This window comes from Ruegeria sp. AM1 (genome assembly GCF_056540745.1).
Map to the genome: position 1 here is coordinate 450421 of NZ_JBQFXH010000002.1, position 14809 is coordinate 465229.

The 14809-nt window shown below is 59.7% G+C and carries 15 protein-coding genes; 7 read left to right on the forward strand and 8 right to left on the reverse strand.

The window, feature by feature from the left end; genetic code table 11:
- Window positions 1-3: 3 nt before the first annotated feature.
- On the reverse strand, window positions 4-195 hold the full coding sequence (locus tag ACR0I7_RS10080) for a hypothetical protein (protein WP_480510561.1): 192 nt from the start codon (window positions 193-195) through the stop codon (window positions 4-6).
- Window positions 196-299: 104 nt separating this feature from the next.
- Here ACR0I7_RS10080 and ACR0I7_RS10085 point away from each other — a divergent pair, with 104 nt between their 5' ends.
- The 4 genes from ACR0I7_RS10085 (at window position 300) to ACR0I7_RS10100 (ending at window position 3324) form a co-directional block, all read left to right on the forward strand.
- Complete coding sequence (locus ACR0I7_RS10085; protein ID WP_480510563.1) at window positions 300-992, forward strand: helix-turn-helix transcriptional regulator; 693 nt, start codon at window positions 300-302, stop codon at window positions 990-992.
- 120 nt (window positions 993-1112) lie between these two features.
- A complete protein-coding gene (locus ACR0I7_RS10090) occupies window positions 1113-1784 on the forward strand; it encodes a YiaD family glycine zipper/OmpA-like lipoprotein (RefSeq protein WP_480510565.1) in 672 nt (223 codons plus the stop codon).
- Window positions 1785-1919: 135 nt separating this feature from the next.
- A complete protein-coding gene (locus tag ACR0I7_RS10095; RefSeq protein ID WP_480510567.1) occupies window positions 1920-2462 on the forward strand; it encodes an NADPH-dependent FMN reductase in 543 nt (180 codons plus the stop codon).
- A gap of 49 nt (window positions 2463-2511) precedes the next feature.
- Window positions 2512-3324, forward strand: a complete 813-nt coding sequence (locus tag ACR0I7_RS10100) for an HTD2 family dehydratase (protein ID WP_480510569.1) — start codon at window positions 2512-2514, stop codon at window positions 3322-3324.
- Here the strand turns inward: ACR0I7_RS10100 and ACR0I7_RS10105 are convergent.
- Entirely contained in the window at window positions 3316-4350 is a 1035-nt protein-coding gene (locus tag ACR0I7_RS10105; protein ID WP_480510571.1) for an NAD(P)/FAD-dependent oxidoreductase, read from the reverse strand. The genes ACR0I7_RS10100 and ACR0I7_RS10105 overlap by 9 nt on opposite strands.
- Window positions 4351-4405: 55 nt before the next feature.
- Here ACR0I7_RS10105 and mnmC2 point away from each other — a divergent pair, with 55 nt between their 5' ends.
- Window positions 4406-5071, forward strand: coding sequence for a tRNA (5-methylaminomethyl-2-thiouridine)(34)-methyltransferase MnmC2 (mnmC2, locus tag ACR0I7_RS10110; RefSeq protein ID WP_480510573.1), 666 nt, complete (start codon window positions 4406-4408; stop codon window positions 5069-5071).
- Complete coding sequence (locus tag ACR0I7_RS10115) at window positions 5068-5937, forward strand: DMT family transporter (protein ID WP_480510575.1); 870 nt, start codon at window positions 5068-5070, stop codon at window positions 5935-5937. Before mnmC2 ends, ACR0I7_RS10115 begins: the two co-directional genes overlap by 4 nt.
- Here the strand turns inward: ACR0I7_RS10115 and ACR0I7_RS10120 are convergent.
- Entirely contained in the window at window positions 5911-7884 is a 1974-nt protein-coding gene (locus tag ACR0I7_RS10120) for a lytic transglycosylase domain-containing protein (RefSeq protein WP_480510577.1), read from the reverse strand. The two genes, ACR0I7_RS10115 and ACR0I7_RS10120, sit on opposite strands and share 27 nt — an antisense overlap.
- Before the next feature lie 133 nt (window positions 7885-8017).
- Between ACR0I7_RS10120 and dapA the strand changes: the two genes are divergently transcribed.
- Window positions 8018-8890, forward strand: a complete 873-nt coding sequence (gene dapA / locus ACR0I7_RS10125) for a 4-hydroxy-tetrahydrodipicolinate synthase (protein ID WP_480510579.1) — start codon at window positions 8018-8020, stop codon at window positions 8888-8890.
- 39 nt (window positions 8891-8929) lie between these two features.
- Here dapA and ACR0I7_RS10130 read toward each other — a convergent pair whose 3' ends face one another.
- The 5 genes from ACR0I7_RS10130 to ACR0I7_RS10150 form a co-directional block, all read right to left on the reverse strand.
- Window positions 8930-9811 (reverse strand): sigma-70 family RNA polymerase sigma factor, encoded by an 882-nt coding sequence (locus tag ACR0I7_RS10130; RefSeq protein WP_480510581.1) that lies wholly within the window; start codon window positions 9809-9811, stop codon window positions 8930-8932.
- Window positions 9808-10269: a carboxymuconolactone decarboxylase family protein gene (locus tag ACR0I7_RS10135; protein WP_480510583.1), complete on the reverse strand. Its 462-nt coding sequence runs from the start codon at window positions 10267-10269 to the stop codon at window positions 9808-9810. Before ACR0I7_RS10135 ends, ACR0I7_RS10130 begins: the two co-directional genes overlap by 4 nt.
- 102 nt (window positions 10270-10371) lie before the next feature.
- Window positions 10372-11244, reverse strand: a complete 873-nt coding sequence (locus ACR0I7_RS10140; protein WP_480510585.1) for a dimethyl sulfoxide reductase anchor subunit family protein — start codon at window positions 11242-11244, stop codon at window positions 10372-10374.
- Complete coding sequence (locus ACR0I7_RS10145) at window positions 11244-11993, reverse strand: 4Fe-4S dicluster domain-containing protein (protein WP_480510587.1); 750 nt, start codon at window positions 11991-11993, stop codon at window positions 11244-11246. The genes ACR0I7_RS10140 and ACR0I7_RS10145 overlap by 1 nt, the downstream gene beginning before the upstream one ends.
- Entirely contained in the window at window positions 11990-14809 is a 2820-nt protein-coding gene (locus tag ACR0I7_RS10150) for a molybdopterin oxidoreductase family protein (RefSeq protein ID WP_480510589.1), read from the reverse strand. Before ACR0I7_RS10150 ends, ACR0I7_RS10145 begins: the two co-directional genes overlap by 4 nt.

Genomic DNA, 14809 nt, shown 5'->3' on the forward strand with positions numbered 1-14809 from the left:
ATGTCAGGCCGTTCTGCTCCACAGCATTTTCAGATTGCCCAATGAAAACCGTTTGGTACGTTTTTTGCGGTGTATCGGTTTGGGCTGCTGGGCGGCCATGATTTCACGTTCGATCTCATAGGCGCGGAGTTTGTGGTCCTGTGACCAGCGATCAAGTTTCAAGGTCATCATGACGTGATGGTCGCGGCTTGGCATGTCGATACTCCTTTTTCGAGTTTGTCCAAGTCTCGCCCATCAATCCTGACACCGTGTTGTCAGGGGGGTATGTTAGAGTGTCAGCAGACCGCAAGGAGACTGACATGCGCCGTTCGACCCGTTTGTTCGAAATTATCCAGATTCTGCGCGCCACTGATGCGCCGGTGACGGCCGAGGCGCTGGCAGACAAGCTCGAAGTGTCAGTGCGCACGGTCTACCGGGATATTGCTGCTCTGCAGGCACAGCGCACCCCGATCGAAGGAGAGGCCGGCGTCGGCTATCTGATGCGGCGCGGGTACGATCTGCCGCCCCTGAATTTCGATGCCGAAGAGGTCGAAGCGCTTTGGGTTGGCCTGTCTTTGCTGGCCCGGACCGGTGACAGTACTCTGCAACGCGCGGCGGATCGGGTTTGCCGCAAGATCGAGGCGCTACGTGACCCCGCAGACTGGCTGCAGGTCTCGTCTTGGGGCGCACCGAACGATGATCCGGCCAAAGGATGTGTGCCGATTGCAAACTACCGCGAAGCCATCCGGGCCGAGCAAAAGGTGCGCATCACCTATGTGAATGCCAATGAGGAACGCACCGAACGGGTCGTGCGGCCCGTGGCCCTGATCTATCACGTCGAGTGTACCTTACTCGCGGCATGGTGCGAGTTGAGAAACGCATTTCGTCATTTCCGCACGGATCGTATCTGGGCCTGTGAAATGACAGACAGCTACTTTTTTGGCCAAGGTCAGCCGTTGCGCGCCATCTGGCAGGAGCAGAATGCGGTCGAACCATCCGCCAAAGCGGAATGATTGGCAGGTATTCGCCGACCTCACCGCATTGTTGCTTGAGCCTCATCAACACAGCCATGCTATACAGTGTCTAACGAGGGAAGCCCGGTGAACGGGTACTGGAGCAGAAGGTGATTTTCCATGACGATTTCCAAGTTTGTACTGTCCGTTGGGCTGTGTTCGGTGCTGGCGCTGAGTGCATGTACCGATCCGGGCACGCTGAATGTGCAAAATGATCCAAACCAAAACGCCAAGCAGGGTGCCTTGTTGGGTGGTCTGATCGGCGCGGGTGTTGGCGCGATCGCAAATGACTCTAACCCGGGTCTGGGCGCATTGGCCGGTGCTGCCATTGGTGCGACCGGTGGTGGTCTGATCGGCAATCAGTTGGATCGGCAAGCCGCTGAGCTGCGTCAGCAGCTGGCCAATGACGGGATCACGATTGTTAACGCGGGGGACCGCCTGATTGTAACTGTGCCAAATGACATCACGTTTGATACAGATAGCTCGACCGTGCGCCCCGCACTGCGCTCTGATCTGGTCAAAGTCGGGCAGAACTTGGTCAACTACCCCAATTCGAACGTCCAGATCATTGGTCACACCGACAGCGACGGTGACGCAGCCTATAACCAGCGCCTGTCTGAACGCCGTGCAAATGCCGTGGCTGATATTCTGCAGGCAAATGGCGTCAGCTATGGGCGGATCACGACCATAGGACAGGGCGAAAATAACCCGATCGCATCTAACCTGACACCGCAGGGCAAGGCGCAGAACCGCCGTGTCGAGATCGTGGTCGTACCCAGCGGCAATACCTGAACCTGATATCCCCAAAAAGCGAAAAGGGCCTGCAAGGGCCCTTTTTCTATGCACGCTGAATGTGCGCAGACAGGGCTGTTGTCGACCGGCGATGCGGCTACACTGATCACAACCGAATGAACGGAGCTTGCGATTATGTCTGACCCTGTCCTTCTGTCCCTGTCTGGTTCTCTGCGTCAAAACGCGACCAACCGCAAACTTTTGCGTGAGGCGGCGCGGCTGTTTGCACCCGGAACCCATATCGAGGCGGATCTGGAACTGCCACTTTACGACGGCGATCTGGAGCAGGGCGAAGGTATTCCCAAAAAGGTGCAAGTTTTGTCGGACCAGATCGCGCAGGCGGATGCGGTCATTATCTCGACACCGGAATACAACAAGGGGCCTTCGGGGGTGTTGAAAAACGCTCTGGATTGGGTCAGCCGCACCGAAGGTCGGCCCTGGGCGGGTAAACCGGTCGCGGTGATGTCGGCGGCTGCCGGTCGTGCGGGCGGCGAGCGAGCACAGATGATCTTGCGCGCCTTTATGGTTCCATTCCAGACGCGTATCCTGCAGGGCCCCGAAATCCATCTGGCCGACAGTTCGAATGAGTTCGACGCCGATGGCAAGCTGACCAACGAGCGGTACGAAAAATCACTGCACAGTCTTATGCAAAAGCTTCGATCAGAGGCGGGTTTCTGACCTTATGCAATTGCTTGTTACAAACTGCCGGGCGACTTAGGTTCGTGGCATGGTAGACGACACGCAACCTACGATTTTGACCGATGTGCTGGATCCCGCACGTGCGGCGGCCTTTCAGATCGCCTTAGGCCAGCCGGGGTCGATAGTGGATGGGTCACCTCTGCCGCCCTTCTTTCATCAGCTTTATTTCTGGTCGCCGCATCCGCCGTCGGCGCTTGGGCGCGATGGACATCCCAAAGTCGGGGAGTCTCTGATCCCGGATATGGGCCTACCGCGCCGGATGTGGGCTGGAGGGCGGTTGCAGTTTCGGTCGCCTCTGCTTGCCGGTGCCAAGGCTGAGCGGCGATCGGTGCTGGAAAGCGCCACATCAAAAACGGGCCGCACCGGACCGCTGGGTTTCGTCACGCTGCGTCATGAGATTTGGCAAGACGGCGCGCTGTGCCTGACCGAGTGGCAAGACCTTGTCTATCGCGAAGACCCGGTTGCCGATGCCCCTCAGCCAAATCCGCTGCCGGCCCGAACGGACGAGGCAGACCGGCGCGATATCGGCTTTGATACCACGTTGCTGTTTCGTTATTCCGCGCTGACCTTTAACGGACATCGCATTCACTATGATCTGGATTATGCCCGCGATGTCGAAGGCTATGCAGGGCTTGTGGTACACGGTCCCCTGTTGGCGCAGTATCTAATGCTTTTCGCAACCGAGGTGTTGGGGCCGCTGGCCGGATTTTCTTTCCGGGCGTCCGCACCGCTCATGCATTTCGAAACAGGCGCGTTCTGCCGCCGGGGGCAGGATTTATGGGTCCGCGGACCAGACGGTCGTCAGTGCATGCGAGCCACCGCGATACCGCAGTCAGAGTGACGCCTCGGGCCGGAAATCATCTGGTACAGTGTCGATGTTCTCGAGAACCAGATCGGCCATGACCTCGGCCACTTTGGGGGCCATTCCAAAGCCAATCTTGAACCCGCCATTGGCGATGAACTGCCCCTTGTGCAAAGGATGTGCGCCCAGCATCGGCGCGCGACTTTTGCTGCGCGGGCGGACACCGGCCCAGCGGTCGATCACCTCGGCCCCGTGCAGCACAGGCACGGCGCGCATCGCACGTTCTATCACATCCTCCAGCGCATTATCGGTGCTGTTGGGATCGTCATAGTCGCGTTCTGATGTTGATCCGATGGCCAGCGTGCCATCAGCATGTGGAATGATATGGAGTGCGTCGGCAAACAGCTGCGGCACCTCACCTGCATCAAACCGCAACAGGGCGGCCTGACCTTTAACCCCATTTCCAACCGTCTTGCCAAGGGCCTGGCTGAGTTCCTGCAAACCCGCGACACCGGTTGCGTGGATGACCTGCCCGTTGTCGGGCGCATCGCTTGCAACCTCGACGCCGCTGACGGCAAGCGCAGCCACCAGCGCCGCACAGGCACGGCGCGGATGCATCCGGGCGCTCAGCGTGTCGTGGATGACAAAGCCGGTCGCGCTGGGCGGGCACCAGGCACCTTCGTCCGCTGCGCTGACCACGCGCCATTCGGCGCGACCCTGCCACAGCTCTTGCGCGGTCTGGTGGCGTTGGTGCGCCAGTGCAAGGCTGCGCTGATCGGGAATGGGTTGAATGCGCCCCAGACGCGCATAACCGGCAGAGACACCGCCGGTAGCCTCGATCTGTTTCCAGAACGGTTCGGCCATAATCAGGCTGTCGAATTGGAATGCCTTTTTGTTATTCCAATTCTCAGGGACGTGGGGTGCCAAAGCGCCAACCAGACCACCGCTCGATCCTGAACCGGCACCAAAAGGGTCAACTATCTGCACCTTTGCGCCGCGCCGAACGCAGGCCCAGGCGATGGACAGGCCAAAAATACCTGCGCCGCGAACCGTCACATCGACCATTGCCAATCCCCTTTTCCTTGTTCAGTGTCGCGCCGCCTAGCTACAGGACTATCCGATGGCAGACCAACGTGCCAAATTGACATGGAGGGACGATCAGGTCCCGGTGTCGGATCGCTTTGACGATCCCTATTACTCGTTGCAGAACGGGTTAGAGGAGACGCGGCACGTGTTTCTGGCGGGCAATGATCTGCCCGCGCGGTTCAGGCCGGGGTTTCACATTGCGGAACTTGGCTTTGGCACCGGGTTGAACATGCTGACAGCCTGGTCGGAATGGGAGAGGTCGGGCCAGAAAACGCCGCTGCGGTTCACCAGTTTCGAAGCGTTTCCGATGCAGGCCGACGACATGGCGCGCGCTTTGCAGGCGTTTCCCGAACTTGCACCCTGGCGCGATAGATTTCTGGCTGCCTGGACAGGCGCGCGCTGTGATCTGGGCACGCTGCACCTTGAGGTTCTCAAAGGGGATGCGCGTCAGACGCTGCCGGACTGGACGGATGCAGCCGATGCATGGTTCCTTGATGGCTTTTCGCCCGCAAAAAACCCCGAGCTGTGGGAGGCGGGCCTGATGCAGCAGGTGGCCGATCATACCGCATCGGGTGGTACCGCAGCGACTTATACAGCGGCAGGGTTCGTCAGGCGTGGGCTTGCGGAGGCCGGATTTTCCGTTTCCCGCAGCGCCGGTTATGCCCGCAAACGCCACATGACGCGGGCCGTTTTGGCATGACGCAGCAGAACAACAGCCGCGCCGGCATCGCGCTGATGATCGGGGCAACCATCGTCTTTGCCTTGCAGGACGGGATCTCGCGGCATCTGGCGGGAACTTACAACACCTATATGGTGGTGATGATCCGCTATTGGTTCTTTGCCGCCTTTGTTGTCGCACTGGCGGCGCGCGCGCCGGGTGGGCTAAAGGTGGTGGCTCATACCAACCAGCTGGGGTTGCAGATTTTTCGCGGCGTGCTGCTGGCAGCGGAAATCTGTGTTGCGGTCTTCAGCTTTACCATACTGGGCCTGATCAACAGTATGGCGGTCTTTATTTGTTATCCGCTGCTGGTTGCCGCGCTGAGCGGTCCGGTGCTGGGCGAAAGGGTGGGCTGGCGGCGATGGGGTGCGATTGGTGTGGGGTGCATCGGGGTGCTGATCATTCTTGAACCGGGTGTCGGGGTCTTTGACCCTTGGGCAATTGTGCCGCTGATCTCGGCCTTGATGTTCGCACTCTATGGGTTGCTGACCCGGTATGCTGCGCGTGGCGACAACTCGAGCACCAGTTTCTTTTGGACTGGCGTTGCCGGGGCAGTTGCGATGACGCTGTTCGGGATGTGGTATTGGGAGCCAATGGCCCGCACCGACTGGTTCTGGATGGCCCTGCTATGCGTCAGTGGTGTCACCGGGCATTGGTTGCTGATCAAATGCTACGAAATGGCCGAGGCCAGCGCCGTACAGCCCTTTGCATATTTCCATCTGGTCTGGAGCGCAATTCTGGGCATTTCTATCTTTGGTGAGACGCTGCGGCCCGCCGTGGTGATTGGTGCCGCATTGGTGGTTGCGGCAGGGCTGTTCACCCTATGGCGCGAAAGACGACAGGGTTGAACCGGTCAGCTCTTGCGAGAATGGCAAAGGCAGGGCTGGCTGGCCCAGCCGCGCGCGATAGACAGGCAGGCTTTCAGCGACACGCATGACATAGTTGCGGGTCTCGCTAAAGGGGATCATCTCGATCCAGTCGATCACGTCGATATCACCGCTGCGCGGATCACCGAAACGCTCCATCCATGAGATCGGGCGCCGCGGCCCGGCGTTGTAGCCTGCCGCCATCATGATGATGTTGCCGTTAAAATCCTCGGCTAGCGTAGCCAGATAGTTAGCGCCCAGCTTGGCGTTGTATTGCCAGTCCGAGGTCAGCCTCCCAGTCTGGTGCCCGCTGAGGATGCCAAGGTCTTTGGCCACCAGTTTCGCGGTTGCAGGCATGACCTGCATCAGGCCACGCGCACCTGCGCCGCTGATCACCACGGGGTCAAATTCGCTCTCGCGTCGTGCGATTGCCAGTGTCATTTCCTTGGCCATCGGCAGCCCCATATCGGCAACTGGGTGAACCGGATAGTAGGCCGCTGGCAGGACCACGCCGGTTTGGGCGGCCCGTTTTGCGATCATGACGGCCAGATGCGGCTCCTTCAGCTCTAGTGCCAGATCGCCCAGTTGGCCCGCCTGAACCGGATCAAGCTCTTCCACCAGATGTGTCAGAAACCGCTCGGCAAGATTATCTTCTCCGGCGCGCAGCAGCAGCAATCCGGCCTCCAGAACGCTGGAGTCGGCAAAGCCCGCCCGTTTCCAGTGCGGCGCGCGGCGAGGATTTGCAAGGTCGCTGTCAAAGGGCCGCCCGATCTGTTCGGCGGCAAGCAATCCGTAAAAGGATGTCTGATAATCCGCGCCATTAGAATACGCGGCATAGGCCTTTTCGGCATCCCCCTGCGCGGCATAAGCCCGCCCCAGCCAGTATCCGCCGCGCCCTTTCGAAATTGGCGATTGCACGGCATCTGTGAAGTTCTGGAAATGCCGCACGGCGGTGCTCGGATCGTCCAGCTTGCGCAGCGCCAGAAAGCCGGCAAGCCATTCCAGATCAGCATAGCCATAGCCCATTTCGGGCGTCATATGGTGGTTCGCGGCAATGTCATAGGCCCGGCTTGTGCGCCCATTGCGCATTTCCAGGCGGGCCAGCCTGCGCCGACCTTCGGCCCATTTATCCGGCTCGCCCAATGTCGTCGGACTGCTTGAGCGTTCAAGCATCAGGTCGATCGCGCTGTCGTCCAACTCTTTGCGGTCGCGCCAGACAAAGCGGTCAAAGGCCAGCCCGGGGGATGATGCAAGGGCTTCGGGAATAGCGGATATCTTTCCGTCAACACCCGGCGCGCGTTCCTGCAAGGCGATCCGCGCCTCGGCCAGCTTGCGCTGATCGGCGCTAACCAACGGCAGCATCCGTTTGGCGCTGACAAGATGGCCGTCCCACAACAGTCGGTCCAGACGTGCCATGTGGTGGGGCTTCAGCAGCTTGTCGAAGTTTTCGAGGTAATCGCCCTGTAAGCCCGACCCCATTGGCATGGTACGCCACGCGGTCACCAGATCCGCCTCGGCATCCCCCTCGCGCCCCTTGGCCATCAGCGCGACGGCATAGTTCAGCGCACCTTCGGCCGATTGCGGTGACATGGACGTATAGAATTTGAGCACCCGATCAGCATCTGCGTTGGTAAAGGAGGGTTCGCTTTTGCGGCGCAGCCAGGCCAGTCCGGGCCAGTCCGGGCGTCGATCGAGAAAGACCAGCACATCACCCGAGCTGCCGAACCCCTCGCGCAGCCAGTGCCAGACGATGATATCGCGCGAGACCGAACCGCGTTCGCCGGCCACACGCAGCGCCGCGTTCCAGTCGCCCTTGCGCATTTCATAAAGCGCAGATCGCAGATCAGCGGCGGCATCAGCGCGGGCTGGATGGTGTTGCACCACCAAAGCCAGAATCACGGCCATCGTAAGCGACAGAATGCGTGTCATACCTTGCATTTCCTAACCAACCAAGGATACAGCCATGCAGGATAAACCTTGCGTCACCGGGATCAACTCACAAACTGAATATCGTGATGATCCGGGGCGTGATCAAAGTAGACTGCACCCTAAGGAGCGTTCCATGTTTAAAGGCTCGATGCCAGCCCTGGTCACCCCGTTCAGCAACGGCGCGTTGGACCTGGATACGCTCAAACACTTGGTGGAATGGCAGATTCAGGAAGGCTCGACCGGTTTGGTTCCCGTGGGGACCACCGGCGAAAGCCCGACGCTGAGCCATGAGGAACATGAAACGGTTGTTGCCGAGGTTGTGAAGGCGGCGGCAGGGCGCGTGCCGGTGATTGCCGGGGCCGGGTCGAACAACACCGTCGAGGCGATCCGATTCGTGCAGTTTGCCGAGAAAGTCGGTGCCAGTGCCGCGTTGGTGGTGACGCCGTATTACAACAAGCCGACACAGCGCGGCCTGCTGGCGCATTTTCAGGCGCTGCATGATTGCGCGGATATTCCGATCATCATCTACAATATCCCGGGCCGCTCGATCATCGACATGACGCCCGCCACGATGGGTGAACTGGCCAAGCTGCCGCGCATTGTCGGCGTCAAGGATGCCACCGGTGATCTGGCGCGCGTCAGTCAACAGCGGGCCAGCTGCGGCGCCGATTTCTGCCAGCTGTCGGGCGAGGATGCGACCGCACTGGGCTTTAATGCCCATGGCGGCGTTGGCTGTATCTCGGTGACGGCAAACGTTGCGCCCAAGCTTTGCGCCGAGTTCCAGCAGGCGACGTTGCAGGGCGACTATGCCAAGGCGCTGGGATATCAGGATCGCCTGATGCCGCTGCACGAGGCGATCTTTATGGAGCCGGGACTGGTTGGCGCGAAATACGCGCTGAGCAAGCTGAACCGCTGCTCGGAAGAGGTTCGCTCGCCATTGACGCCGCTGGAGGACAGTACGAAGTCTGCCATCGACGCCGCCATGGCGCATGCCGGGCTGGTCTGACCAAGGCTGATCGGGCCTGCGCGATACCGCGGGTCCGACCTAATCCAGCAACTGCTGAAGGTGTTGGGTCTTGTCGGGATTTCGCACGATATAGATGCCCGTCACCTGGCCCTCTTCGATCTTCAGTGACGTTGCCTGTAACAGCCCGTCAGCTTCCCGATTGATGATCGCAGGCTGCCCGTTCAGCCTGCAAATTGCCCATAATGGTCCGGTCGTGGCCGACGGTTTACGCGCCAGCCCGGCAAAGAAGCGGACAACCTTGTCTCGGCCCAGAATCGGGTTCAGCGTCGCGATAACCTTGCCACCGCCATCAGAGTGCAGGCGAACGTCTTCGGCCAGCAGCTCTTTGAGGCGGTCGGTATCCCCGCTTTTGGCGGCCTTGAAGAAAGCTGTGGCCAGTTGCTGCCCGTGCCGGTCTTCGACCTTGCTGCGCGGGTTGGCGTGTTCGATATGTTTGCGGGCGCGGCTGACCAGTTGCCGACAGGTCGTCTGGTTGCGGTTCAGTGTTTCGGCAAGTTCGACATAGGAATGCTCGAACACATCGTGAAGGATGAAGGCCGCGCGTTCCAATGGCGACAGTCTTTCAAGTGCAAGCAGCAGAGCCACTGAAACGTCGCGGTCCAACCGCTCGGTTGTGTCCCGGGTGATCAGAGGCTCGGGCAGCCATTCTCCGGGATAGGATGCGCGCAAGGCGCGCGCAGCGCGCAGATGATCCAGACACAGCCGCGTGACAATGCGGATCAGGTATCCGGTTGTATCGCGTATTTCGGCGGGATCCACGCGGCGCCAGCGGAGATAGGCATCCTGCACGATATCTTCGGCATCGCTGACCGAACTGAGCATCCGGTATGCAACCGCGAACAGGCGCGGTTGCAACTCAAGAAAGCGTAGGTCGCTGCCCTCTGATCCGGGGCGTGTCATGCGGCAGAGGCTATATCAGAGATGGGATGTTGCATGGCAAACCCTACGGCAATCCGGTTCCAGGCATTGATTGTAGTGATAACCAATGTCAGCGCCACCTGTTCCTGTTCGGAAAACTGCGCCGCCATTGGCTGATAGCTGGCGTCGGGCGCCCGGCAGGTTTCGATGCGTGTCAGGTTCTCAGCCCAGTCCAGCGCTGCGCGTTCCCGCTCAGAATAGAGGGTGGATTCATGCCACGCTGCAAGCAGATGCAGGCGGTCTTCGGTTTCACCGTTGTTTCGGGCGTCGTGGGTATGCATGTGAATGCAAAAGGCGCAGCCGTTGATCTGAGAGACCCGCAGTTTCACAAGTTCGATCAGGCTGTGTTCCAGACCCGATCCGCGTAAACGCTCCTCAAGGTCGAGCATGGGTTGCAGCAATTCAGGGGCTACCGCAAAGTGGTTGATCCGTGATGACATTCCGTCCTCCTGCGTGTGGTTTGAACAACATCAGGACGGATGAACCGGCAGGTTTGTGACACGGGATCGAAAAAAAGCCCCGGGTCCCGGGGCTTTTTTTGCTTAGCGTTTGCCGTAGTAGAGGCCGACCACATGTTCCGCTTGCGCAAAGAACAGCCAGCGCGACGTGGCAACCCCGGCGATATGAGACAGAACCGCCAGCAACACAAAAAAGTGGCTGAACGGCAGCAGCAGCAAGATCACCGGCAGGAAAAAGGCCAGCACAAATGAGATTGTGCGCAGCTTCTCCGCGTGTTTGCGGCCAACGACATGGACGAATTCTCGCAGCAGATAGTTGGTGCCGGTGTGGGGCGGTTCAAAGGCGCGGACGATGCCGCGATTGCCCAGACCTGTTGCAGAGCCCATGTTGGTGCCGGATCTCTCCAGCGCCTTGTCGCCCCTCACCCAATAGAGGATCTGAACCAGGGCGGCGATCACCAGCAACAGCAACGCCGCGGCGGGTTCGTCAGCCATCATCGCGCCGCCTGCAAGGCTAAAGCTGACGAACATGGCCGGTGTCAGCGCCATGTTCCAGCGCGGGATGGATTTGAGCTGCGCGTAGATCATCGAGGTTGTGAACACTGTGGCCAGGGACATCAGCGCGCCGATCGTTCCCAGAATGCTCCAGCGTTGACCCAAAAAGATCAGGCCAATCGCATAGAGCCCCATGATGAGCAGCGCGATGACAGCGCACCAGCCCTCACGGCTGAGCCAGCTGGTTTTCCATTGGGTGAAGGCCTTCAGGGCCCGCTCGGGGTGGCCCAGGTGGAAGGTCGATGCCATCAGGCCGCCAACGGTTAGCGCATAGGCAATCGCAAAGAAGGCGAAAGCCACCCAGCCCGAGACGTCAGGCATACCCAGCCCCAAGAAGAAAAGCAGCCCAAAGCCCAGACCGGACAATGTGGTAAAGATGATAACGGAGGGTGCAGGATGCATCAGAGCTTCTCCAATGTCTTGTCGAGCCAGCCAAGGAACCCTTTGGGTTCTTTGGCGACCGGGGCCAGCAAGGGGGCCAGAATGTCGATCTGGTCTTCGATCTTGTCCTTGGGGCGCGGGGGCAGATATTTGTTGACCGGCTTGGTGCCCATCTCGGGCATCAGATCCATGCCGCCCCGTTCGGCAACCAGTTTGCTGACATCGCTGTTGGCATCACCCAGATCGCCAAAATGCCGTGCACCGGCCGGACAGGTCCGCACGCAGGACGGGATCTGGTCCTCTTCGGGCAGGTTCTCATTATAGATCCGGTCAACGCACAGGGTGCATTTCTTCATCACACCCTCGGCCTGATCCAGTTCGCGCGCGCCGTAAGGGCAGGACCATGCACAGAGGCCACAGCCGATACAGTCACTTTCGTTCACCAGAACGATGCCGTCCTCGACGCGTTTATAGCTGGCACCGGTCGGGCAGACCGTGACGCAGGGCGCGTCTTCGCAATGCAGGCAGGATTTGGGGAAATGGATCAGTTGCGCATGGCCCTGTTCCGGCTGCACTTCATAGGAATGCACCCGGTTCAGGAACGTGCCCGAGGGGTTGGCCCCATAGGCATTCTGATCCGACAGCGGCGCACCATAGTTTTCGGTGTTCCAGCCCTTGCACGAGATCACGCAGGCATGGCAGCCCACGCAGGTGTCCAAGTCGATGACCAGACCCAGTTTGCGTTCGGTTGATTGGGGGAGTTGGGTCATTTGCCTACCTTCCACGCCAGATTCTTGGGACCGGTTCCAACCGGTGACTTGAGCGGAGCAAACTCCGGCTGGCTTTCGGCATCGCTTGGCGCCGCGGCTTTTTCGATTTTGACCTTCAGGTCGAACCAGGCGGCCTGTCCGGTAATGGGATCAGAATTTGCCCAGCGCAGCCCGTCGCCTTTGGGGGGTAGCAGCTCGTGGATCAAGTGGTTGAGCAGGAAGCCTTTGGTGGCTTCGGGGGCGTCTTCCTCCAGAGCCCAGGCGCCCTTGCGTTTGCCGATGGCGTTCCATGTCCAGACGGTGTTGTCGTTCAGTGCCGCCATTTCCATGACCGGCACCGTAATCTCACCATGTGGGGAACTGACCCTTGCCCAATCGCCATCCTGCAGTCCGTGTTCACGCATCAGTTTGGTCGGCACATACAGCGGGTTGCGCCCATGTAACTGCCGTAACCACGCGTTTTGCGTGCCCCAGCTGTGATACATAGCCATTGGGCGTTGGGTCAGAGCATTGACGGTGAATCCCTCATTCCCGGTCTGATCGGTTTCGTACCAGATCGGCAGCGGGTCCATCTTATCCTTGATCTGCTGACGCAGGTGGTCGGGCGGTTGACGCTCGCCATGGCCTTCAGCGGCCAGCTGGAACTTGCGCATTGGCTCAGAATAGAGCTGGAACAGATAAGGTTGCGGGCTGTCATAGAGGCCCAGATTGACGGCCCAGTCCTGATAGGCGGTGTTCCACGGCTTATAGTAGTCTGCACCTTCGGGTATGTGCGCAACATAGAAGCCGCCGTTTTCGATATAGCGGTCCAGCTGCTCTGGATTGACCTCACCGCGACCTTCCTTGTCGCCATTCTCACCACGGAAACCCGCCAGCGGGCCGATGCCCGGCTTGCGTTCGTGGTTGACGATGTAGTCGGCGTAGTCTTTCCACTTGGCGCTGCCGTCTTCGTTGGTGAAGCCGGGCAGGCCCATGCGGTTGGCCAGATCGATCAGAGCCGATTGGAACCCGCGCACGTCACGGTCAGGCTCAATCACCGGCCAGCGGATGGCGTCTGCAGCCGCTTCAGCCTCGCAGATCGGACGGTCAAGCAGTGAGATACAATCGTGTCGCTCCAGATAGGTGGTGTCGGGCAGGATCAGGTCGGAATAGGCGACCATTTCCGACGAATAGGCATCAGAATAGATGATATGCGGGATCACATAGTCGCCGTTCTCATCCTTGTCCGTCAGCATTTCCATGACACCCTTGGTGTTCATGGTCGAGTTCCACGACATATTCGCCATGTACATGAACAGCGTGTCGATCTTGTAGGGATCACCGGCATGGGCGTTTGAGATCACCATATGCATCAGCCCGTGGCTGGACATCGGGTTTTCCCATGTGAACGCTTTGTCGATCCGCGCCGGGCTGCCGTCTTCCTTCAGCGCCAGATGCTCGGGGCCGCGGACAAAGCCCAGATGCGGGCCGTCCAGAGGTGTATTCGGCGTGACTTTGCAATGCGGAGTCGGATGCGCCTCGACCGGTTTGGGATAGGGCGGTTTGAAGCGGAAGCCACCAGGGACCTCAACAGTGCCCAGGATGATCTGCAACACATGCAAGGCGCGGCAGGTCTGGAACCCGTTGGCATGAGCCGACACACCGCGCATCGAGTGCATGGCGACCGGGCGGCCGATCATCTTGCTGTGCTTTTCACCGCGGAAGTCGGTCCATTCATGGTCCAGCTCGAACGCTTCGTCAAAGGCAACGCGGGCCAGTTCGCCTGCAATCGCGCGGATGCGCTTGGCTGGCACGCTGCATTTCTCAGCAATGGCTTCGGGCGCGTATTCGTCGGCCAGATAGCGCTCGGCCATCATGTGGAAGACGGGGCGATGCGTGACGCCATCCTTTTCATAAGTCGCAGACAGGTCGGGGCGGACGCCCGGCTTGTCAAAGGCGGTCAGTTCGCCCGTGTTGCGGTCGATCACCAGCGGCTTGCCATCGGCATCCTTCAGGAACAGGCCGTTCTCGGGGCCTTCTGAGGCGTTGACCAGAACCGGCGCGTTTGTGTAGCGGCTGAGATAGTCCAGATCAATCTTACCCGCTTTCATCAGCACATGGATCAGCGACATGATGAACAGACCGTCAGTGCCGGGTGTGATTCCAACCCAGTCATCGGCCACCGCGTTATAGCCGGAACGGATCGGGTTAACGCCGATCACGCGGGCACCGCGGGCCTTGATTTTGCCGATACCCATCTTGATGGGGTTCGAGTCGTGATCCTCGGCCACGCCAAACAGCATGAACAGTTTGGTGTGATCCCAGTCGGGTTGACCGAATTCCCAGAACGCGCCGCCCATCGTATAGATGCCGCCCGCCGCCATGTTGACCGAGCAGAAGCCACCATGCGCAGCGTAGTTGCAGGTGCCGAAGTTCTGGGCCCAGAAGCTGGTGAAGCTCTGGCTCTGGTCGCGGCCGGTGAAAAAGGCCAGCTTTTCGGGGTTGTCTTCGCGGATGGGTTTCAGCCAGCTGACGGCAATCTCCAGCGCCTCGTCCCAGCTGATCTCTTCGAATTCGCCGGAACCGCGAGGGCCTACGCGTTTCAAGGGCGCGCGCAGACGGGACGGCGCGTTGACCTGCATGATGCCGGCACTGCCTTTGGCGCACAGGACACCTTTGTTCACCGGATGGTCGCGGTTGCCTTCGATATAGGCAACTTTGCCGTCCTTCATGTGAACGTTGATGCCGCAACGGCAGGCGCACATATAGCATGTCGTGCGCCGTACCTCATCGGATACCTTGGGCGAGGTATCAACGCGGGGTTGCTGGAATGTCAT